The following is a 20,529-nucleotide window of genomic DNA, read 5'->3' on the forward strand; positions in this document are numbered from 1 at the left end:
AATAGCTTATTTATTTGATAATCGGTAGTTAATAAAGGATTCGCAAGACCAATTCCCTCAATATTTCAGAGCTTTTCATTTGTGAAGCCTCCAATCCTTTAAATTGTGCATCAGCCAATCTCAAATCTGAAATAATCTTTGGCACCTTATCCGGTGGATAAAATTTAGCCCCGGTGAAATATTCCTGTGCTGCATAGTAGTTCAAACCCAGTAGATCCTGTGCCGACTTTGGATTTTGTACATTTTTCTGCTGCAAGATCAAAATTTTTGAAAATAATGTATATAAAGTAGGGAGAATGGTGACTACTGAAGCTGCCTTGGGATTTTTTTCAAAATAGGAAATAATTGAAAAAACCCTTTTTCGATCTCCTTTAGCTATGGCTTTTTGAAATTCCCAAACATTGTACTCTCTGCTTATGCCGATAAATCTCATTACTGTCTTTTCATCCAGCGTTTCTGAACTGTCTATACTCAGCTTGATTTTTTCCAACTCATTATTTATTCTCGATAAATCCATTCCGATGTTCTCGGATATTAAGAAAACAGCTTTGGAATCAGCCTTTAGGCCTTTTTGATCTAGTAAAAATTTAATCCATTTCTCAAGATCATTTTCATATATTTTTTTCCCCTGATAATGGATCCCGGCCTTGGACAATAACTTTGTAATGGCAAGTCGTTTATCCATTTTTTTGTATTTAAAGCCCAATACTAAAATTGTGCTGGAGACAGGATTCTTTAAATATGCCTCAAATATTTTATTGGCGCTTTCTTTGCCGAAGTCCGCAATTTCCTGAGCCTCCTTTACGATCACCACCTGGCGGTCTGCCATAACGGGAAATCGTTTGGCATGGCCTATTATATCTGACATTTTACAATCCTTGCCGTAAACCACCATTTGATTGAATGATTTTTGGCTCTCTTCAAGTGCATTTTCTTCTATGTACTCGATGATTTGATCAATGAAAAAAGGTTCTTCCCCTTCGAGAAAATAAAATGGGGCGTATTTATTTTCACTGAGTTCCTGAATTACCTGTTCATAAGAATTTGTCATAAGCCTTAAAAGTCGACAAATTTCGTAAAGTATATCTCATAAGCAATAGCTTTTTAATTGCCTTGTGAATGATTTACTTTTGTCTTCTGAATAAGGCAGCTTATGCGAGTAAACATACTTTTTTCTTTATTATTTTTATTTCAATCCGTTTTTTCTCAAATCACCATCGATAGAAATGATTTCGGTGTTATTGGAGATACTATTTTACTCGAAAGGACGCTCTTTGGACTTGATTCTCTGAGTCCGGGTTCATCAGGGGCATCTCAAATATGGGATTTTTCTATGCTTCAAACAGATACTATTCCCGACACCCTCTTTTTCCTTGATCCTGCCGGCTTTCCGCAAAGTTCCGGATTAAGCTCAAATGTTAATCTGGTGCTAAAAGATGGATCTTCCTTACAATTTATAGAAGCCAATAGCAATGGAATTTTTGGCTATGCGCTGACCCTTGATCTGGATACTTTTGCCAGCAATTTATTAGTGGAATCCAATCCCCAATTGGAAGTGTATAAATTTCCAATGACCTATGCTTCGAGCAACTCGGGTACTTATACCAGCAATACCATTACACTTCCCGTAAAAGATACGCTTACCATTTCATCCTTTACATTTTATGTGGATTCGATTCGCATTAATCCGACCATTAATAAAGTGGATTCCGTCAATGCTTTTGGTACTCTCTTATTACCCGGGCAACAGCAATTTGATGTGCTTCGTCAAAAAAGCTCTATCAATTTATCATTTTCAGTTTCTGTTCTCATTCCAAACCCCTTACCCTTCCCTCCTCCTTTTATTTGGTTTCCGATACCGGCAGGAACATTTTCGGATATTGAAAGCACTTCCTATTCTTTTCTTGCAAAAGGTGAAAACTATCCGGTACTGGAATTAAATACGGATTCTCTTGATCAGATAATTTCAGCCAGATTCCAAATGGATACCAGCGGATTTGATTCCACGGTTCATTTGACCCCGGCATTTCAAAATATTTCGGTTTTTCCCAATCCCGCCGAAAATTTTATATCAATCCAAGGTTTAGAAAGGAATTCATATTACGAACTCAGAAACGAAGTGGGTATGCTTATCCGTTCTGGAAGATTTACAAATGAAGAAGATTTTATTAATCTTGAAAAAATAAATTCCGGCTTTTATATTCTCATCATAAAGTCTGAAGATTCAAATGGAATTGCGCAATTTCGCGTTTTCAAAAAATAAGAATGGATTTAGTTTCAGAATTGACATGGAGGGGTATGATACACGATATCATGCCGGGAACCGAGGAATTATTAAAGAAAGGGTCCGTAACGGTATATGTGGGATTTGATCCTACCGCAGAGTCCTTGCACATCGGGAATTTGGTCCCCACCATGCTTTTAATGCATGCTCAAAGAGCAGGACACAAACCCATTGCCCTCGTTGGTGGTGCTACAGGCATGGTCGGCGATCCCTCCGGAAAGAGTGAAGAGAGGAGTTTTCTGTCGGAAGAGCAATTGCGTCATAATGAAAAGTGCATTGAAGCCCAGCTGCGACAATTTCTTGTATTTGATGATAGCCCCAATGCTGCTGAAGTTATAAACAATTACGACTGGTTTGAGGGAATAGGATTTCTTGAGTTTTTAAGAGATACCGGTAAACACATGACCGTCAATTATATGATGGCTAAGGATTCTGTAAAAAAACGTCTTGAAACGGGTATTTCATTCACTGAATTTTCCTATCAACTTTTACAGGGTTATGACTTTTACCATTTGTACAAAACTAAAAACTGTCTCTTGCAAATGGGAGGGTCTGATCAGTGGGGAAATATTGTGACCGGAACCGAACTTATAAGGAGAAAAGCAGAGGGTGAGGCTTTTGCACTAACTGCACCCTTAATGACCAAGGCGGACGGAAGTAAATTTGGTAAGTCGGAAGAAGGGAATGTCTGGCTCGATCCAAACATGACTTCGCCTTATAAATTCTATCAGTTTTGGTTGAATACATCTGATGAAGATGCAAAAAAGCTCATTCGCGTATTCACTTTAATTGAAAAAGAAGAGATCGAATCGCTTATTAAAAAACACGAAGAAGCTCCGCATTTGAGATCGCTTCAGAAGGAAATAGCTAAAGATGTTACCCTAAGAGTACACGGTGAAAAGGAATATCAAATGGCACTGAGTGCCTCTGAAATACTGTTTGGGAAAAATCCAACCGAAGCGTTAAAATCAATTGATGAAAAAACATTTCTTTCCGTTTTTGAAGGCGTGCCAAAAACCGAATTAAAAAAAGCTGATCTTGACTCAAGTGAAAACGTAAGTGACTTGCTTTCATTAAAAACCGGTGGAATCATATTTTCTTCAAAAGGTGAAGCAAGACGGATGATTCAGGGAGGCGGTGTTTCGGTTAATAAAAATAAGATTACTGATCCCAACCAGGAAGCAAAATTTAATTTGATTCAGAATAAATATTTATTGGTTCAAAAAGGTAAGAAAAATTATTTTCTGATTGAAGTGTCTAAGAATTAGAATAGTCTAGATTTAATTAATATCTGAAAATTGCTAGAATAGCCTTTCTTACTTGCAGTTTCAATAATTGGATTTAATCCATAAGAATAGCGAAAACCGAGGGTAGTTATTTCATCTATAAAATAGTTAAACCCAATTAACGCTGTCAGGTCTGCGGAATTTTCTGTAAAGGGATTAAATCCGGGAAAGTTAACTTTATCATTAATAAGATTCAGGCTATAGGAAGCCCCCAATTCCAAAGAGGATTCCTTTGAAAGCTGATATTCCAACATCAGTGGAAATTCAATATTGTAATGATTTTCCACATAGATCAGGGTAGCAAAAGTAAAGGTGTCAATAACATTGGCTTTAAATCCTTTTCTTGTGAATAATACTTCGAAAGAGGTTTTTAATTTATCCGTAATGTGATATCTGGAATAAACTCCAAATTGAAAACCCACTTTGTAATTGGCATCCATAGAGTCGGGAAAGTTACCTCGCAATCCTGATACATTAATTCCCCCTCTCAATCCAAATTCAAAATCTTTATAAACTGTTTTTTGAGCCTGGGAAATATTAAATATTAAAATGGTCGAAAATAAAAGGATTAAATGCTTCAAAGAATTATCTCAGTCTGTCTTTTATATCCAAACGATGTTTTCTTGCGGTATCTTGTGCAATATCGTAACCTGCGTCCATGTGCCGCAAAACACCCATGGCAGGGTCATTATGCAATACTCTTTTGATTCTTGTTTGCGCATCTTTGCTGCCATCGGCAACGATTACCACGCCCGCATGTATGGAATAACCTATCCCAACACCTCCACCGTGATGTACAGATACCCAGCTTGCACCTCCAGCTGTATTGATAAGTGCATTGAGTATCGGCCAGTCTGCCACAGCGTCCGACCCGTCTTTCATGGCTTCTGTTTCCCGGTTAGGTGAAGCCACGGAACCCGTATCAAGGTGATCTCTTCCAATCACAATTGGGGCTTTTACTTTTCCTTCTTTTACGAGTTTGTTAAATGCGAGTCCTGCTTTTTCCCTGGCCCCTTGTGACAACCAGCAAATTCTTGATGGCAGACCCTGAAAAGCTATTCGTTTTTGTGCCATTTCTATCCATCGCCTTAGAGCTTTGTCTTCAGGGAAAAGTTCGAGAATGACTTTGTCTGTTTCGTAAATATCCTGTGGGTCTCCTGATAATGCCGCCCAGCGAAATGGGCCTTTCCCCTCGCAAAATAAAGGACGAATATATGCGGGTACAAATCCGGGAAAATCAAAGGCATTTTTGATACCGCGTTTATCTTTGGCTTGACCCCGAAGATTATTTCCATAATCAAAGGTAACGGCACCTTTTTTCTGTAATTCCAACATTTGATTGACATGTCTGGCCATAGTATCCAAAGATTTTTCTACATATAAATCGGGATTATTTTTGCGAAGCTCATTTGCTTCCTCCACGGACATGTTTTGGGGGAAATAACCTACTAATGGATCATGCGCAGAAGTTTGGTCGGTAAGGGTATCGGGTATTATACTTTGATCGATCAATGCCTGCAAAAGATCTACAGCATTGCAAACAACACCAATGGAAAGGGCTTCGCCCTTCGATTTAGCATCCAATGCCATTGAAATCCCTTCGTTGATGTCATTTGTTTTTTTATCTATGTAGCGTGTCTCTATTCTTTTATCGATTCTCCATTCTTCCATTTCAGCAGCCAGGCATACCCCTTCATTCATTGTAATGGCAAGTGGCTGTGCTCCACCCATTCCGCCGAGACCTGCTGTTACATTTAGGGTTCCTTTGAGCGTACCATTAAAATGTTTCCGGGCTACCTCAGCAAATGTTTCATAAGTCCCCTGAACAATTCCCTGTGAACCAATATATATCCAGGAGCCGGCAGTCATTTGTCCGTACATCATTAAACCTTTTTTCTCAAGCTCGCGAAAATGTTCCCAATTGGCCCAATTCGGAACCAACATGGAATTGGATATCAGTACCCGGGGAGCATCTTTATGGGTAGGTAAAATTCCTACCGGTTTTCCCGATTGTACCAGAAGTGTTTCATCATCTTCAAGATCTTTCAGGGCCTTTACAATTAGGTCAAAAGCATCCCAGTTTCTGGCTGCGCGTCCGGTGCCTCCGTAAACCACGAGATCTTCAGGTCTTTCTGCCACATCGGGATCGAGATTATTGTAAAGCATTCTCAGGGCTGCTTCTTGTATCCACCCTTTCGTATTTAATGTATTGCCTGTAGGAGTTGGGCCTTTTGTTTCAAATGTTAAGCGTTTCGAAGTTTTAATTTCTGTCATGATAAAATCTTTGCGGTCTCTGCAAATTTATTGATTCTGCTTTTAATTAAGGTTTCATTTTTGCAATTCTATAATTCTGAAGTTGCCACCAAAAGCGGCGGGCTTATCATTAACTTTATTTAGTTGAGTATGGGATATTATTTGATCGATATCCCTTGTTATATCTGAAAACAATAAAGCGGTGGGCAAGTTGAGAATCTTTCTGATAAAGGAAACTTTTGTGCCAGGGTGAATAAATTTATCAAAAACACTAATTCGGGCACCTTTTTTTGCAACACGCTCTACTTCTTTTATACATAGTACAGGATCCGGAATTACTGCCACAATTAAGTGAAGAATGATGTAGTCGAAATAATCGTTTTCGTATTTGAGATCTTGTCCGTCCATCTCTGAAATTTGAGCATTGAGCTGCATTTTTCTGGCTTTGGAATGCATCTTTTTTACCATCGACGAGGTGATATCCCCTGCATGGATCTCTAAATTTTTACCTATTAAAAATTCGAAATCCAATCCGGTGCCTGCTCCTACTATTAATACTTTGGAATTTTCTTCAATGCCCAGATTTCGAATGGAAGTTTCCCTTTGTATTCTAAAAACAGGCTTAACCATTAAATCATAAATGGGTGTATATAAGGTATATCTAAATTTATTGAGATAAAGACCGGCCTTTGACATTTTATAATTAAAGAACCTCCGAGAGCTTAAATGTTTGATTCAGTCGTATCCCTTTTTCGGTTTTTTCCAGATTCCCACATTGATTATTAGCATCGTGCTCAAAAAAGAGAATATAATTTTCAAGGATTGCCCTTTCAAGAAATTCAGTCTTCTCATTCATGGTCAGTAGAGGTCTCGTGTCATAAGCCATTACCCATGGAATTGGAACATGGTGAGCTGAAGGAAGCAGGTCAGCACAAAATACTATTTTTTTATCCTTGTAGTGGATTACAGGAAGCATTTGCTTTTCCGTATGCCCGTCGACATAAATAATGTCCATAAATTCAAAAGGACTTTTGTCAAATTCGATAAAATTCAATTGCCCGGATTCCTGAATTGGTAAAATATTTTCTTTAAGGAAACTGGCTTTTTCTCTAGGATTCGGTTTGGTAGCCCAATTCCAATGCTCCTCGTTGGACCAGTATTTTGCATTGGGAAATTTCGGGACTATTTTTTCTCCATTTCGAATCAGTGCACCCCCGCAATGATCAAAATGAAGGTGAGTTAAAAACACATCCGTCACATCATTGGGGTGAAAGCCCTTTGCTTTTAAAGATTTGTCCAGAGAATCTTCTCCGTGTAAATAATAGAATGAGAAAAATTTATCATCCTGCTTATCTCCTATTCCGGTATCAATCAATACTAAGCGGTCCCCTTCTTCGATTAAAAGACAGCGCATGGACCATGTGCACATGTTCTTATCATCAGCCGGATGTCTGCGGCTCCAAAGCGATTTTGGAACAACACCAAACATCGCACCACCATCAAGTTTGAAGTTTCCTGTTTCTATTATATGCAGTTGCATAAATGTTCAATTTTCCATTGCGAATGACGAATGTAAATTATATCATTCGCAATTGACAATTCTATGCAGTTACGCCCATTCTAGAGAATTTTTCAATTCTTTTCTTCACAAGCTGATCCGGTTTTAATTTCTCAAGTGCGGCCACCTGATCCTGAATTTCTTTTTTCACTTTTTTGTACATGGTTTCAGGTTCAGATTGAGCTCCGCCTATGGGTTCTTTAATGATTCCATCGATTAAGCCAAAACCAAGCATATCTTCTGCGGTTAGTCTTAATGCTTCGGCCGCTTGTTCTTTGTATTCCCAGCTTCTCCAAAGTATTGAAGAGCAAGACTCCGGTGAAATGACAGAATACCATGTGTTTTCCAACATCAGAACTTTATCACCCAGACCGATGCCAATGGCTCCACCCGAGGCACCTTCTCCAATTATTATACAAACTATGGGCACCGTTAGCCCCGCCATTTCGTAAAGATTTCTTGCTATTGCCTCTGCCTGACCTCGTTCTTCAGCCTCCATACCCGGAAATGCTCCCGGTGTATCGATAAGTGTAATGATGGGTTTGCCAAATTTTTCAGCGAGTTTCATTAGACGAAGCGCCTTTCTGTAACCTTCGGGGTTCGACATCCCAAAGTTTCGCATTTGTCTCTGTTTGGTATTTCTTCCTTTTTGCTGACCGATGATCATATAGGTTTTACCTCTTATTTCACCAAAACCACCAACCATTGCAGGGTCGTCGCGAAAATTCCGATCACCGTGAAGTTCTATAAAGTTATCACATACATTATAGATGTAATCAAGGGTATAAGGACGGTCGGGGTGTCGTGAAAGCTGGACCCTTTGCCAGCGGGTCAAATTTGAATATGTCTCCTTTTTCAGCTTTTTAATCTTTTCAGTGAGTGCTTTCACCTGTACAGAAACATCGACTTTATTATCTTCTGCCACCTTTTCCATCTGTTTTAGTTTTGCTTCCAGATCAGCGATGGGCTTTTCAAATTCAAGTACCATAGTTTTGTATTAGGCTTGCAAATTTATATGATTATTATTCACAAACAGTATAAAAAACCCAATAAGAAATGAAGGAAGGAATATTTGCCATAAAGAGCAAACATTTAATTAAATATGAAAATTTTATGAAATGAATACTTTGCAAATAATTTCGATTCCTCTACATTTGCAGTCGCTTTCATACAAAAGGTATGAAAAACTCATTTTGTACTGTCGATGAAGGTCTTTTACCTCAAGAGGCAGGGCATAAAGCAACATACAAGATGTTGCATTAACATTTTGAGAAAATTTATGTTTTTACCCTTTTTTTTGGTAATTGACATTGGATCACAGAAGATTTAAGTGACTATTTTCTTCTGTGTTGTCCGGCCCTGAAGGACCTTCGCCCTTCAGGACTCGGCAGTATATTAAGTTGATACAGTATAAATGATACTGTGAATAAGTGTTTTTGCGATAAATATCGCTTTTGGTCCGGTCCATGAAGGACATTAGCCTTCAGGACTCGGCAGTATATTAAGTTGATACAGTATAAATGATACTGTGAATAAGTGTTTTTGCGATAAATATCGCTTTTGGTCCGGTAGTTCAGTTGGTTAGAATGCCTGCCTGTCACGCAGGAGGTCGCGAGTTCGAGTCTCGTCCGGACCGCAAAATCAAGCCTCAGAGTAACTCTGGGGCTTTTTAGTCTGTTTTAGGGTCAGTTTTCTTAGCTTTTTCAATTCATTTTTCCATATCAAAAAAGTTCACACATAGAACTTTAAAATCTTATTTATTTTTATCTTCACTGTATCAGGTCACACTCAATTTCGGTCTATTGGTGTCTAATCAGAAATCTTTTTCAATCAAAAACGATTTAACTAGAGAAGAAATCAGACGTCAGGTTGTGAATGAATTCTTAGAAGAAATCCCTGGTACCGGTATAGGAGAAAGTACTTCAAAATACAGATATGATGTTGAAAGGCTAAGTAATGGTAATCGAATTTATTTAAAGAGACCTGCTTTCAATAATAAAGGATTCGATTTTGAAATTCATGTGGAAGGTGAGGAGTTTGGAGGAAGAATTAAGACTAGACCAAGACATGAGGATATAGTTAAAGATTTAGAATTAAAAAAGAATGAAAGTTCAACTGAGTATGATAAACTAAAGCAGTTGATTTCAAAAGTTTTTAATTGTCAGAACATTTCAAATTCCGAAGTGAAAGCAATTTCTTTTAAGGAAGGGCTGAAAGCAGAAACATTGCTGCTAGTAATAAAGTGGCTATTTATTGAACAGGATGTGACGTATTGGAATTATTCGGGAAGACAAAAATTCATGGACGCGTTAAACATTTAATCGTTATGGGAAGAATTATAAAAGAATTATCCAATGGTAGCATTGTAGAATTTGACTCCGGTAGCTTTGACGATTGGTGTGTCTATTTAACTAGACCAAATCAAGCTCGATTTGCACCAACCGATGTACAGTACTTTTCTGAATTGAATGAACTAGGAAGCAGTTACTCTCATTCAAAAATTTATCAGGATTTTGTAAAAATTTATGAAGTCACTAGTGCAAAAATAAATTCTTCTACGCTTGAATTAATCACGACAATTTCGAATGAATATGGTTCCCATGCTTCAACAATTGATGAATGGTTCACGGTCATTTACGGAGGAATGATTGCTGAAGAAAACAAGAGTTTTGCAATCCTAAAAAAGAGGATAAAAAGATTAGGAATGCATCAAGTCTTAATAGATGGAATAAATCCTTCAACTGCTGCACATTTTAGTCGAGGAAAGAAATGGAGGGAATTAGACGTAATATGTAGAGAAAAGGGTTTTTAGGAGATGTCTTTTGAATACAATTCAACCTTCTTTCTGGAAGATGGTAGGCTTAGAACTAAAGGAAAGAAACTCCAAAGTTTTAGGGTATTTAGAATGAAAAATGGAGTGCTAATTGGTATGTTCCAAGGAAATAGAGGAGACCGTCCAGATCTAGATTTCATAATCAAATATTTGGAGCCAGGAACAAAAAGTCAACTAAGGACACCAAGCCATACCCACTGGACAGTTTCACTTCTTATTAATTCGGTTAATCAACAGAAACGAGTTTCCGAAATTATTCAATTCTATAATAATTGGTATGAAAAAGCCAATCCTGTCAAAAACCTCGAAGAACGAAACAATTATGAACTGATTACCGTCGAAAAGATGATGGAGAATTTTCCAAAAGAAAAAGAAGTTAAGGGAATTTATTCCATTGAATTCATTTGTTCAATAATTGAACTATTCACTGTTTGTGAAAAGCAGACTCCTAGAGGTTATAAAATGTTTCCTAACCTTTTAAGAATGTTAAGGAGATACACAGATGATGAAGCTGATTTTTACCAAGTTGTGTCAGCAGCTAAAGCTGGATTTTGAAATTTAATTGCGATAAATCATTAATTCTATTTTTAAAATCACTTCTAGTTTTAGGGTCCTGAATTTCCAAATATCTTTTTTTTCCTAATTCAATAAATTCTTTTTCTAAATCAAAACCTATAAACTTTCTTCCTAATAAATTAGCTGCAATTCCAGTTGTGCAACTTCCGGCAAATGGGTCTAGTACAATCATTTCTTTTTCTGTTCCAGCTAATAGAATTCTCACCAAAATGGATAAAGGTTTTTGGGTAGGGTGTTTTCCAAAAGTCTTCTCAAAATTTGAAATAGAAGGCATGGTCCATACGTCAGTCATTCTTTTACCTTCATTGATGGTCTTTAAAAGCTCATGATTGAAAAAGTGCGACCTTGACTTTGATTTTCTTGCGAATACAATGTATTCAGTAGAGTGTTTAAAAATTTTGGTGTAGAAATTTGGTGGAGGATTAGTCTTTTGCCAAACAATGACATTCAACAATTTCATTCCAAGTTCTTTGATGGCGAATACGATTGAGAAGATGTTATGTGCAGTTCCAGAAACCCAAAGTGTAGCATCCTCCTTCATCAATGGAAGAGTTTTTTCTATCCATTCTCGATTAAAATTAAGTATTTCCTGTTCCGACATTGATTTATCCCATTCTCCTTTATCCACTTTGACTATCTCTCCACTGTGAATCGTATTCCCTCCTGATGAAAGAAAGTAAGGGGGATCTGCATAAACTAAATTTACTTTCTCCTTTAATTTCTCGGACAATTTGAAGTAATCTCCATTATAAAGAACAAAGTTCTTTTCTTTTGACTCAAAAAATGGCTTCATCCTTTAAGTAGATTTTTTAAGAATCCATTTTTTAGCATTTCTAAATTTACTAGGTAATCGCTTTTATCGTAGTATTCTCTAAGTGCCTTCAATGTCGTATGCCATCCGGCTCCATCTGTTATCCAAATGAATTTGATTCCTTGTTCATTCCAAAATTTATTCATCGAAATGTACTCTCCTGCAGTTGCTTTTAATTTCGATCCTCCACCACCATAAAAATTAACTTCAACAAAATAGAGCTGAGAACCCCTAAGAATTGCAAAATCAATTATACGATTTGCCTTATCAACCTTGAAATCAATGTTCCATTCATTTTTCAACTTGCCTGCAGTAGCCTGTTCAATCCAATTAAAATCAATTTCCTGATTTGTCTCTGAAATAAATTCTGACACGATTTTTTCCATCAATGTCCCTCCTCTATTCTTTCTTCCATTACTGTCAAGTCCGGCCTCGACTCCATAAACAAAATCAACTAAATTTTTAATGGATTTATCTTTTAAAAGGGGGCCAATACCACTTTTAATAAGAAAGTCAATCATTTGATTTATTTCCTTCTCATTTAATTGCTTCTTATTGAAGTCATAGTACTGGTATACAAAATTTGAAACATCAGTAAGAATTTCAATTTTTGAGTCCCTTGATGCAATCAATGAAGGAAAAGCTTTTATTGTTTCTGGATAAGTGGATAATAAACTAAAAGCCTCCTCTCGAAAATTCTCTTTGCCTATTAAGACATTTAACAGGTTCAATTCCTTTTCAATTTCTGCTACATTTGTACGAACCTTAGACCAATTAACAAAATAATCCCAGGTTGTTATTTTCTTTTTAAATGTGCTTACCAAAGAATTAAAACCAGCATCTGACTTCTGAAATTGCATATATGTAAGATTGGATATAGAATCACCTTACAAGATTGTTATTAGTCACTAGAAGTTCAAAGATTTCACCTCTTTTATTGGCTTTTGAATTAATATTCCTCTTGGCTTTTACTCTTTTTATCTCGTATGCCGCATATAGGTCATCAAAAAATTCATTCGAACTGTCCGCATTTTTAACATCCGAATTACTTAAAATAAATGAATCACCGGATTCACTTATCTTATCACAATATTCTTTTAATCGAATTTGATCGGTATCCTCAAAACCATTTTTAGCATAGGAATTGAATGATGATGTTTTATTTAAAGGCTTGTAAGGAGGATCAAAATAAAACAAGTTGATTTCACCTCTTTCTTTGTACGTGTCTTTGTAGTCTCCATTTAAAATGACTACATGTTTGAGAGCTTTGTGTAAGGCCAGGATAAGCCCAGGATTATGTATTTTAGGGTTTTTATATCGACCATATGGAACATTAAAATATCCTTTTGAATTCACTCTATATAATCCATTAAAACAAGTTCTATTTAAAAAAATTAACAAAGCCGACTTTTTATCAACTTTTATGTTTTGAAAGTTGAATTCCTCCCTTTTCTCTAAAAAGTAAGATTGCCTGTCTTCATCATTAAGGGACTGGTATTTATTACTCATACTATCTAGATGATCTAGAAGTTTAGCGGGTTCGTTTTGAATAGTTCTGTAAGCATTGATTAAATCGGTGTTAATGTCGTTTATAACAGCTTTTTCTATTTTACTGGACATTGAATTCAACATGTGAAATAAAACGGCTCCAGAGCCTACAAAGGGCTCTATAAAGACGAATTTTTTTGAATTTAGGATTCGTTCTGGAATTGATTTGTTAATATCATTTAGTAATTGAGTTTTACCTCCAGCCCACTTTAAAAATGGCTTTAATTGCTTCTCTTTTTGTGTGTATTCTGGAAAAAGTTCTGTCATTTTATAGAATTCGGTTTTGCATGTTTTCGTAATTTATTTTCAAAGTCCTTTAGGTCTAAAAATGTTCTGCCTGAATAGCGAATAAAAACATTTAATTCTTTATCCAGCTTGTAGAGCCAGGGTTTCGATACGCCATAAATTTCACATGCTTTTTTTAAAGAAACGATTTTGTTCGAAAATCTTGCCATCAAAAGTTGAAGTAGCATGAAATAGTATTAAAATGAAATTCATTTTAAATTTATTAGCAGTGTTTCATTATGGACTAAAAGTACACCCAAAACTCAGTTACTATGATTTTTTAATTACAATTTATGTCTGTATTAGACCTGGTCTTGCTAAATTGTCATTAAACCTCAAATTATTATGCCTGACAATTTCCCTCAAGATAAATCTTCGGGTGATTATTACTTAAGCATCGGTAAAGCACTGGCGGGCTTAGTAGGTACCGGGGCCGCCGAATTGTTTGATCTTATTCTAACACCTCCTTTGCAAAAGAGACAGGCTGAATGGTTGAATGGACTTCATGAAAGAATCAAATCACTTGAGCAAGAGAAATTAATTACGCTAGAAGATCTAAGCAACAATGATGTATTCATTAACCTAGTTTTGAAAGCCACTTCAGAAGCCCTAAAAACCCATAAAGAAGAAAAAATTAAAGCTTATCAGAATATAATTATTAATTCTATAATTGACACTTCGCTTGACGAGTTTCGGGCGAATGTTCTTATTAATTTCTTAAATTCCTTGACCACCTGGCATATCGATATACTATCTTTTCTAGATGCTCCTTATAAAAGAAAAGATAGAGTATATGAGGGTAGAAGTACGGATAGTTTAAACCGAATTATTTTAGACGCATATCCTCAATTAAAGAAAGAAAAACAGTACCATGAGCTCATTTGGAATGATCTTGTGAGTTATGGTTTGATTGAAAAACGTGGTTTGAAAGATATGTTTCGAGGTGGCTTATCGGGAATAACAACTCCTTTAGGTAAAGAATTACTTCACTTTATTTCTGATCCCGAAATAAAAACATAGCCCGTCCAGCCCTTTTTTAGTGTCACATTTGTTACGTCGTGAAAGCAAATAAATATTATAACCTCTAACTTAATCATTTACGTCATTGAAAATGACGTCTAGTATAGGTACTATTTTAAATGTTCTATTATATAGGCAGTTTTGAATACTCCAATTGAAGTTTTATTGCTTAAAACGGAAGTTCTGATCTACAACCAAATTGGATTCAAAAATTAATAATTGTAATTAAATCTCCCGAAAGAAATTTTATCTATGTGATTGAGAGTTATATTTTGAAGAATTGGACTCAGAGAAAGACATTGAAAAAGATCTTCATCATTTATATAAAGCAAGTGACCGGATTTCACAAGACGACCTAATTGCTGAGAAATGCTTTGTCGTGATTCATTTGGATATAAAATTTTCCTAGCGGAATTACCCCAAGCATACATGCGATTAAGGCTTGGAATCGATTGAGCATCAAATTGCCCGCCTCCAGATTCTTGTAAATAATCTAAAAATGAAGCGCCATAAATTTCAGCATATCGAATTTTATCTATTGCCCTAATAGTTTCATCCTTCCAAACAAGAGCTGGAATTGGTCTCCAGCCATTTAAATCTTCAATTGTGTCAAATTCTGAATTAACTTTTATGTTAAATGTGAAATGTGCACCAGTTTTAATAATAAATCCACTTTTTTCTAATTCATTAATATGAGTTCTTAGTTGCCTATCACTTAGACTCAGCCAATTTTTCAATGTTGATACATTAATTCGGAAATTACTCCTATTATATTTCAGTCTCCATGAGTTTATATGACAAATAGCAAAAAATGTCATTGAAATTTGTGGAGAATGAAACTCTAGGACTTTTAGAAAAGCTCTAATGAAGATGTCTTCGTTAATTCTAAATTGCTTTCCTTTTGTTACTTTAAAATTTGGTCTCGAAAAATCCTTCTGTTCCATTTAACTTCTACATCTATAAAAAAATTACCAAGAATGATCTTTGATTATTTCAGTTGATGGGATTAATCTTCGGTCACCTTTCTTAATTGAATGAACTTTGCTGCTTTGGACAAGACTTCGAGCATGGTTGTAACTTATTTTGCATTTTTGTGCAAATTCACTGATTGTCAGAAGTTCCGGGATTTGCTCCTTTAATTGCCTTTTCTCTATTCTGGTTAAGGTATTCTTTAGCTCCTCTAAGCTAGAATTTAATGTAATAAATGGATTATCCATCTTCATCGTTTTTAGTTTAACAATGAATCAAAATAATATGCTTCATTCCATTACTTCTGTCTCAATTGTCTCAGATTTAAATTTGCCTGACATTTAGCAACCAATTTTCTAATTCAACTTGAGTCACATTTGTTTTCGATTCGTGAACGGGACCAATGTTTTCCAGTGCTAACATCAAAGATTTTATAATTTCCTTTTGTACTCTAGCTGATCCATGTTTAAAATTTGCTAAGGGGTCAACTATCTTACCTTCTTCAGAAATTATTCTATTATAAGTTCTTCTTAAAGAAATTAATGAAACGTCGTATTCTTCTGCGATTTCTACAATGGTACTTGAATTTACATCTCTTGAACTAATCCCGCTTTTAAATTTAGCTAATTCTAAATACAACAGAGCCCTATGAATACCTCTTTTTGAACTTGAATCTGGAATTAAACCCATTATTCGAAGTTTTTCCATGACAATGGTATGGTTAGTAATAATCTTTTGAATACCCTTATTAAAGAACATTTTCAGATTTATTTAAGCTGAGAAGGTCTCTGTAGTTTTGCTTGACATTAATCTTTAATGGTTTGAAATTTCTTTTATGACTTTCGTGTGAGATTTTTATGTATCTAATAAAATTACTAATTGTTGTATGACCACTAATTTCCATGAGCTCTGTAGTTCTATCTATGCCCTCCCTGACCATATCCAAATAAGCATTCGTAATCATTGTCCTTCTCATAACATGTGTTTTCAAATGACGCCATCTATCTAATCCCGCTGCTTTGCCTATTTCTTTAATATGCTTATTAAGTTTTTGCTCGGTTATGTTTGGTGGGAAATTATTGTTGTATTTCTCTAAAATTTCTTCAGCTAAACCTTGAATTGGTATCCAAACCTCTCTACCAGTTTTGCCTGTTCTAACATGAATAAATCTAAAACCATTTTCTTTTATAATATCACTTTTCTGAAGCTTCAGTAAGTCACCAACTCTTAATCCCAGACAACAACCTAAAACAAACCAATCCCGATAAACAGTTTTGGGTTTTTCACTTAATGAATTTTCTTTTTCAATAATTGGTAATGGAAAATCAGCAAGCTTTAAAATTTCTAACGGTGTTAATGCAATAGATTCATCTTCATTCGATTCTTCCTGGATAACCATGAACTTTTTATTCTTATAAGCTGGGTTCACAATGTGTCCTTCAGATTCAGCTTCTCTTAAAAAGAATTTTAATTCCTTAATGTATTTTCCAATCGTATTGATACCATATCCCTTTTTACCCGACTCTGTCTGTGTATTTTTTAAAAATGTTACAAAATCATGGTAGAATTTCAGATCTATTGTGGAAAAGGAAATACGATGAATTTCTTCATTGTATTTTTTAATTACTTTATAAAACTGCCCCTTATTGTGCATTGCACCTGAAGAGTACCTAATGAAAGTATTACCTTTCGGATGTTGGTGTTTAAAATCATTTGAAAACCAATCATCTAAAAAGTCGATAAAAGTCATTGCAGTGGTTCGTGAAGAGAGCTCTCTATTGTATTTAACATTCTCAAGAGCCAATTTTATTTCATGGGATGTAGGGTCAATTTTTTGTTGATTAAAAAAATCTTCCACTTTCTGAAGGTTTTTTCTCCATTGATCAAAAAGTTTTCGATCGCCTGGTTTTACTTTTTTACCTTCTAAAGGATCTCCCTTTGAATTCCATGAATCTGGTTCGCTAATATGACCTATTGCGATTTGCACCATTTTCTTATTGTAATGAGTTCTTAATTGAGTATGGCCGGTATTTTTTATTTTGAAAGTTGGTCTTAATCTTACTATCATGGAGCAATGATAAGGTCTGTTTTAGGGTCAATTCAATCTTGGTACTAAGATAATACTATTGTGGATTTAATATCATTTACAGCAAGTTAAATGCATGATTGTTAAAAATATTAATCTATTAAAGATGGTTTTAGTCTCGTCCGGACCGCTTCAATTTTTATAAACCCTTGCAACACAATGTTTTGTAGGGGTTTTTTATTTTATGTAGTCGTTATGGTAGTCGGAAATATAAATTGTTTTATACCTTGGAGTGGCTACGATCAAAATTCAAATAATTTATAATCAACAGTAATCTTTCCTGCTACCTTAAATAAAATCCACTTTCCAAATTGGCCTTAGAAAGCCGCGGTCTTATAACATCTCATTTTTGGTAAGCACCTTGTGATTATAACATTGATATGATTTCGATTTTATACGAAAATTGTAGGATATGTCAAGAAACTTCAAACTAAAAAATTGACAACTTAATTGTCATCCATGGTCGCTATTGATAATTATTTTGTAAAAAATATGCAATAAATCCCCATTTAAAAACCAAAATTCTGAGAGACGCACCATGAGTGTAAAACCCCTCAATTTTTAGACAACTCCCTCAGTTCTCTTACACTATCTCTCCCTTTGATTTGATTATGGTGAATCCATCAAAATGTTCTATATCTAGCTCATAAGAAGATTTATATTGACTTATTTTCTTAATTAATTCAAAAAGTAATCTTTTGTCTTTCTTAAATATTACAATCCTGTTAGTTGAAAGTTTTAATAATAACTTATCTATCTTTAAATCATATGCATCTGTATCCCTTCAGAGTAAAGTGGACTAATTAGTTCTAAAGTTAAGAGATAGATTTTATTAAATTGTTTAACTATTATCTATCTAAAAATGAAAGCTAAGAAAAGCAGTACTACATCTCTGATCAGAGATGTGAGAAGAAAAACCAGAAGAAAATTTTCAGCCGAAGAAAAGATTCGAATTGTCCTTGAAGGTATGCGAGGAGAAGAGAGTATCTCTGAGATCTGTAGAAAGGAAAGTATCCATCCTAATCAGTATTATAAGTGGAGTAAAGACTTCATGGAAGCGGCGAAGAAAAGAATGCAGGGAGACACCCAAAGAGAAGCTAATACGGATGAAGTAAAGGAACTTCGAGCAGAGAATGATAAACTCAAAAAGCTGGTAGCAGAGCTGAGTTTGAAGAATAAGGTTCTGAAAAAAAGTTTGAGAGGACTGGAATAAAAATCAGCAGATATATGCGATATAGCCAGTCAGAGAAAATGGAGATCATCCGCATTGTGGAAGGCTCAGAAATAGGTGTAGTTCGAACCCTTTTTGAATTAGGTATTCCTAAAAGCACTTTTTATAAATGGTATGGCAGATACCTTGAAGAAGGCTATGATGGACTTGCCAGCAGGGCAAAGCAACAGAAACGATTCTGGAACAAGCTACCGCCCTGGGAGAGGCAAAGAGTTGTGGAAGTAGCTTTGGAGCAGCCCGAACTCTCTCCAAGGGAGCTTGCTTATCACATCACAGACAAAGAGCGGTGGTATGTCTCAGAATCTACAGTTTACAGGATTCTTAAGAGTCATGGATTGATTACATCTCCTGCATACATGGTAATGAAAGCATCGGATTCATTCAGAGATAAGACCAAAAGAGTACATCAAATGTGGCAGACAGACTTTACCTATCTGAAAGTCATCGGTTGGGGAATGTATTACTTGTCCAGCATTCTTGATGATTACTCTCGTTATATTATCCACTGGGAACTATGTAGCAATATGACCGATAAGGATGTGGAAAGAAACATTATTGCAGCGATTCAGAAAGCAGGATTAGGGAAAAGTTATCGACCAAAACTTCTATCAGATAACGGTCCATGCTATAAGTCCGGTGAACTTAAAAGTTTTCTGGAAACACAGCAAATTACCCATGTGAATGGCAAGCCCTATCATCCACAGACACAAGGTAAGATTGAACGCTATCATCGCTCGATGAAAAATATCATCAAACTCGATGTGTATTACAGTCCAGATGAGTTAAAGGTAAGAATAGCTGAATGGGTGAACTGGTACAATAATCACAGTCATCAATCATCCCTTCTATGCGCTTATAAATGATGTTCCCTGCTGGTTCGCTATTGAAGTCTCTTACATTAAGAAAATCTATTTGTGCATAATCTTTAGGATCTCCATTCTCATCAAATAATTCATCTTCAATGGTCACGGATCTCCCTTTCAAAACAAGATCCGAAACATCTACACCTTCGAAACGCAATCGCAGCTTTGAACCGAAATAACATGTACAAGGGTCAAATCCTATCTGGATATCAGTTGAAAACCAATTCGTTTGATTTCCCGCATTTGCATGATTACTTACTGCAGAAACTCCTACGGTATTTTTATCTAAGGCTTGATCATAAGAGCGGACATGTCTTAAAAGCCCTGAAACAGGAGATGTCAAGCCACTTGTATTGTTAAATTCCAAATAGACATTTACATGATCATAAGCTGTTAATTCACTTAATATATTGGCAAAGATTCGTATTACTCCTCTGTATCTATTATACATTATTATGTATGGTACAGATGGATGTTTCACATTTTGTGATGTTGAATAAACGCGGTTAGGATTTGTAGAATTAACTGGCTCTCCATTGGGATAGTACCCAAGTCCTACCCAAAGTAGTTCCCATCCGTCCTCCCAATGGAAATCTCTTTCTTCAAAAGGTACTACTTCATAGAGTTCTGGGCGTCCCGGAACACCATCATCATACGGACTAACCATTAATAAATTTCCGGATACATAGTTTGGTACTGACCAGCCTGCCGTATTGTTCATATTTAAAGGCTCAAAACCAAATCCATTTTCATCTATAGGCGCTACTTCAAAAGAAGTATTTAACCAGGGATTGATAAGCCCCTGAAACTCATTGTTAATAGGATTAGCCGGGTTCGTACTTATTCCTTTTACACAGTTTCCCTGCGAAAAGGCTGTACTTACACATAGGGCAATAATTAGTATTGTTATATTGAATATTCTCATT

At 35.7% G+C, this 20,529-nt stretch carries 21 protein-coding genes and 1 tRNA gene; 9 read left to right on the top strand and 13 right to left on the bottom strand.

Annotated elements, in window-relative coordinates; translation table 11 throughout:
* Positions 1 to 28 precede the first annotated feature (28 nt).
* Positions 29 to 1,051 (bottom strand): DNA polymerase III subunit delta, encoded by a 1,023-nt coding sequence (gene holA / locus HZR84_03710; GenBank protein QNL21081.1) that lies wholly within the window; start codon positions 1,049 to 1,051, stop codon positions 29 to 31.
* Positions 1,052 to 1,153: 102 nt separating this feature from the next.
* Here holA and HZR84_03715 point away from each other — a divergent pair, with 102 nt between their 5' ends.
* Both HZR84_03715 and HZR84_03720 read left to right on the top strand, forming a co-directional pair.
* Positions 1,154 to 2,263 (top strand): T9SS type A sorting domain-containing protein, encoded by a 1,110-nt coding sequence (locus HZR84_03715; protein ID QNL21082.1) that lies wholly within the window; start codon positions 1,154 to 1,156, stop codon positions 2,261 to 2,263.
* Between the two features lie 2 nt (positions 2,264 to 2,265).
* Positions 2,266 to 3,552, top strand: coding sequence for a tyrosine--tRNA ligase (locus tag HZR84_03720; GenBank protein ID QNL21083.1), 1,287 nt, complete (start codon positions 2,266 to 2,268; stop codon positions 3,550 to 3,552).
* Here HZR84_03720 and HZR84_03725 read toward each other — a convergent pair.
* The 5 genes from HZR84_03725 to HZR84_03745 form a co-directional block, all read right to left on the bottom strand.
* Positions 3,549 to 4,151: a PorT family protein gene (locus HZR84_03725; GenBank protein QNL21084.1), complete on the bottom strand. Its 603-nt coding sequence runs from the start codon at positions 4,149 to 4,151 to the stop codon at positions 3,549 to 3,551. The two genes, HZR84_03720 and HZR84_03725, sit on opposite strands and share 4 nt — an antisense overlap.
* Before the next feature lie 4 nt (positions 4,152 to 4,155).
* Positions 4,156 to 5,844: a urocanate hydratase gene (gene hutU, locus HZR84_03730; GenBank protein QNL21085.1), complete on the bottom strand. Its 1,689-nt coding sequence runs from the start codon at positions 5,842 to 5,844 to the stop codon at positions 4,156 to 4,158.
* 54 nt (positions 5,845 to 5,898) lie between these two features.
* The gene (locus HZR84_03735; protein QNL21086.1) at positions 5,899 to 6,519 is read right to left on the bottom strand and encodes a class I SAM-dependent methyltransferase; all 621 of its coding nucleotides are present in this window, start codon (positions 6,517 to 6,519) and stop codon (positions 5,899 to 5,901) included.
* 7 nt (positions 6,520 to 6,526) lie between these two features.
* On the bottom strand, positions 6,527 to 7,363 hold the full coding sequence (locus HZR84_03740; GenBank protein QNL21087.1) for an MBL fold metallo-hydrolase: 837 nt from the start codon (positions 7,361 to 7,363) through the stop codon (positions 6,527 to 6,529).
* Between the two features lie 61 nt (positions 7,364 to 7,424).
* The gene (locus tag HZR84_03745; GenBank protein QNL21088.1) at positions 7,425 to 8,369 is read right to left on the bottom strand and encodes an acetyl-CoA carboxylase carboxyltransferase subunit alpha; all 945 of its coding nucleotides are present in this window, start codon (positions 8,367 to 8,369) and stop codon (positions 7,425 to 7,427) included.
* Positions 8,370 to 8,943: 574 nt separating this feature from the next.
* On the opposite strand from HZR84_03745, the gene HZR84_03750 reads away from it, so the two are divergent.
* The 4 genes from HZR84_03750 (at position 8,944) to HZR84_03765 (ending at position 10,769) form a co-directional block, all read left to right on the top strand.
* Positions 8,944 to 9,017 (top strand) — tRNA-Asp (locus HZR84_03750).
* A 193-nt stretch (positions 9,018 to 9,210) separates the two neighbouring features.
* Positions 9,211 to 9,702 (top strand): DNA adenine methylase, encoded by a 492-nt coding sequence (locus HZR84_03755; protein ID QNL23180.1) that lies wholly within the window; start codon positions 9,211 to 9,213, stop codon positions 9,700 to 9,702.
* A 5-nt stretch (positions 9,703 to 9,707) separates the two neighbouring features.
* The gene (locus HZR84_03760; GenBank protein QNL21089.1) at positions 9,708 to 10,193 is read left to right on the top strand and encodes a hypothetical protein; all 486 of its coding nucleotides are present in this window, start codon (positions 9,708 to 9,710) and stop codon (positions 10,191 to 10,193) included.
* 3 nt (positions 10,194 to 10,196) lie between these two features.
* A complete protein-coding gene (locus HZR84_03765) occupies positions 10,197 to 10,769 on the top strand; it encodes a hypothetical protein (protein ID QNL21090.1) in 573 nt (190 codons plus the stop codon).
* Here HZR84_03765 and HZR84_03770 read toward each other — a convergent pair.
* The 3 genes from HZR84_03770 to HZR84_03780 are packed head-to-tail and all read right to left on the bottom strand — an operon-like array spanning position 10,753 to position 13,416.
* The gene (locus HZR84_03770) at positions 10,753 to 11,583 is read right to left on the bottom strand and encodes a site-specific DNA-methyltransferase (GenBank protein ID QNL21091.1); all 831 of its coding nucleotides are present in this window, start codon (positions 11,581 to 11,583) and stop codon (positions 10,753 to 10,755) included. The two genes, HZR84_03765 and HZR84_03770, sit on opposite strands and share 17 nt — an antisense overlap.
* Positions 11,580 to 12,461 carry a type II restriction endonuclease gene (locus tag HZR84_03775; protein ID QNL21092.1) on the bottom strand — a complete coding sequence of 294 codons (882 nt, stop codon included), beginning with the start codon at positions 12,459 to 12,461 and terminating at the stop codon, positions 11,580 to 11,582. The genes HZR84_03770 and HZR84_03775 overlap by 4 nt, the downstream gene beginning before the upstream one ends.
* Positions 12,462 to 12,483: 22 nt before the next feature.
* Positions 12,484 to 13,416 (bottom strand): Dam family site-specific DNA-(adenine-N6)-methyltransferase, encoded by a 933-nt coding sequence (locus tag HZR84_03780; protein ID QNL21093.1) that lies wholly within the window; start codon positions 13,414 to 13,416, stop codon positions 12,484 to 12,486.
* A gap of 363 nt (positions 13,417 to 13,779) precedes the next feature.
* Here HZR84_03780 and HZR84_03785 point away from each other — a divergent pair, with 363 nt between their 5' ends.
* Complete coding sequence (locus HZR84_03785) at positions 13,780 to 14,454, top strand: hypothetical protein (protein QNL21094.1); 675 nt, start codon at positions 13,780 to 13,782, stop codon at positions 14,452 to 14,454.
* A 212-nt stretch (positions 14,455 to 14,666) separates the two neighbouring features.
* On the opposite strand, the gene HZR84_03790 is transcribed toward HZR84_03785, so the two are convergent.
* From HZR84_03790 to HZR84_03800, 3 genes are all read right to left on the bottom strand, one after another.
* Positions 14,667 to 15,398, bottom strand: coding sequence for a hypothetical protein (locus HZR84_03790; protein QNL21095.1), 732 nt, complete (start codon positions 15,396 to 15,398; stop codon positions 14,667 to 14,669).
* 349 nt (positions 15,399 to 15,747) lie between these two features.
* Complete coding sequence (locus HZR84_03795; protein ID QNL21096.1) at positions 15,748 to 16,182, bottom strand: hypothetical protein; 435 nt, start codon at positions 16,180 to 16,182, stop codon at positions 15,748 to 15,750.
* Positions 16,172 to 17,491, bottom strand: coding sequence for a phage integrase SAM-like domain-containing protein (locus tag HZR84_03800; protein QNL21097.1), 1,320 nt, complete (start codon positions 17,489 to 17,491; stop codon positions 16,172 to 16,174). The genes HZR84_03795 and HZR84_03800 overlap by 11 nt, the downstream gene beginning before the upstream one ends.
* A gap of 880 nt (positions 17,492 to 18,371) precedes the next feature.
* Here HZR84_03800 and HZR84_03805 point away from each other — a divergent pair.
* Positions 18,372 to 18,722 carry a transposase gene (locus HZR84_03805; GenBank protein ID QNL21098.1) on the top strand — a complete coding sequence of 117 codons (351 nt, stop codon included), beginning with the start codon at positions 18,372 to 18,374 and terminating at the stop codon, positions 18,720 to 18,722.
* A gap of 14 nt (positions 18,723 to 18,736) precedes the next feature.
* On the top strand, positions 18,737 to 19,603 hold the full coding sequence (locus HZR84_03810) for a DDE-type integrase/transposase/recombinase (protein QNL21099.1): 867 nt from the start codon (positions 18,737 to 18,739) through the stop codon (positions 19,601 to 19,603).
* On the opposite strand, the gene HZR84_03815 is transcribed toward HZR84_03810, so the two are convergent.
* The gene (locus tag HZR84_03815) at positions 19,491 to 20,528 is read right to left on the bottom strand and encodes a hypothetical protein (protein QNL21100.1); all 1,038 of its coding nucleotides are present in this window, start codon (positions 20,526 to 20,528) and stop codon (positions 19,491 to 19,493) included. The genes HZR84_03810 and HZR84_03815 overlap by 113 nt on opposite strands.
* Between the last annotated feature and the right edge of the window lies 1 nt (position 20,529).

It is taken from the genome of Hyphobacterium sp. CCMP332 (assembly GCA_014323545.1).
Lineage (GTDB): Bacteria > Bacteroidota > Bacteroidia > Cytophagales > CCMP332 > CCMP332.

What these genes read in the sequence shown, in the direction of transcription:
- HZR84_03805 (QNL21098.1), top strand. Translation starts at nt 18,372, where the DNA reads ATGAAAGCTAAGAAAAGCAGTACTACATCTCTGATCAGAGATGTGAGA.
- HZR84_03795 (QNL21096.1), bottom strand. Translation starts at nt 16,182, where the DNA reads ATGTTCTTTAATAAGGGTATTCAAAAGATTATTACTAACCATACCATT.
- HZR84_03780 (QNL21093.1), bottom strand. Translation starts at nt 13,416, where the DNA reads ATGACAGAACTTTTTCCAGAATACACACAAAAAGAGAAGCAATTAAAG.
- HZR84_03740 (QNL21087.1), bottom strand. Translation starts at nt 7,363, where the DNA reads ATGCAACTGCATATAATAGAAACAGGAAACTTCAAACTTGATGGTGGT.
- HZR84_03715 (QNL21082.1), top strand. Translation starts at nt 1,154, where the DNA reads ATGCGAGTAAACATACTTTTTTCTTTATTATTTTTATTTCAATCCGTT.
- HZR84_03770 (QNL21091.1), bottom strand. Translation starts at nt 11,583, where the DNA reads ATGAAGCCATTTTTTGAGTCAAAAGAAAAGAACTTTGTTCTTTATAAT.
- HZR84_03775 (QNL21092.1), bottom strand. Translation starts at nt 12,461, where the DNA reads ATGCAATTTCAGAAGTCAGATGCTGGTTTTAATTCTTTGGTAAGCACA.
- HZR84_03745 (QNL21088.1), bottom strand. Translation starts at nt 8,369, where the DNA reads ATGGTACTTGAATTTGAAAAGCCCATCGCTGATCTGGAAGCAAAACTA.
- HZR84_03785 (QNL21094.1), top strand. Translation starts at nt 13,780, where the DNA reads ATGCCTGACAATTTCCCTCAAGATAAATCTTCGGGTGATTATTACTTA.
- HZR84_03810 (QNL21099.1), top strand. Translation starts at nt 18,737, where the DNA reads ATGCGATATAGCCAGTCAGAGAAAATGGAGATCATCCGCATTGTGGAA.
- holA (QNL21081.1), bottom strand. Translation starts at nt 1,051, where the DNA reads ATGACAAATTCTTATGAACAGGTAATTCAGGAACTCAGTGAAAATAAA.
- HZR84_03800 (QNL21097.1), bottom strand. Translation starts at nt 17,491, where the DNA reads ATGATAGTAAGATTAAGACCAACTTTCAAAATAAAAAATACCGGCCAT.
- HZR84_03790 (QNL21095.1), bottom strand. Translation starts at nt 15,398, where the DNA reads ATGGAACAGAAGGATTTTTCGAGACCAAATTTTAAAGTAACAAAAGGA.
- HZR84_03765 (QNL21090.1), top strand. Translation starts at nt 10,197, where the DNA reads ATGTCTTTTGAATACAATTCAACCTTCTTTCTGGAAGATGGTAGGCTT.
- HZR84_03760 (QNL21089.1), top strand. Translation starts at nt 9,708, where the DNA reads ATGGGAAGAATTATAAAAGAATTATCCAATGGTAGCATTGTAGAATTT.
- HZR84_03720 (QNL21083.1), top strand. Translation starts at nt 2,266, where the DNA reads ATGGATTTAGTTTCAGAATTGACATGGAGGGGTATGATACACGATATC.
- HZR84_03735 (QNL21086.1), bottom strand. Translation starts at nt 6,519, where the DNA reads ATGTCAAAGGCCGGTCTTTATCTCAATAAATTTAGATATACCTTATAT.
- hutU (QNL21085.1), bottom strand. Translation starts at nt 5,844, where the DNA reads ATGACAGAAATTAAAACTTCGAAACGCTTAACATTTGAAACAAAAGGC.
- HZR84_03815 (QNL21100.1), bottom strand. Translation starts at nt 20,528, where the DNA reads ATGAGAATATTCAATATAACAATACTAATTATTGCCCTATGTGTAAGT.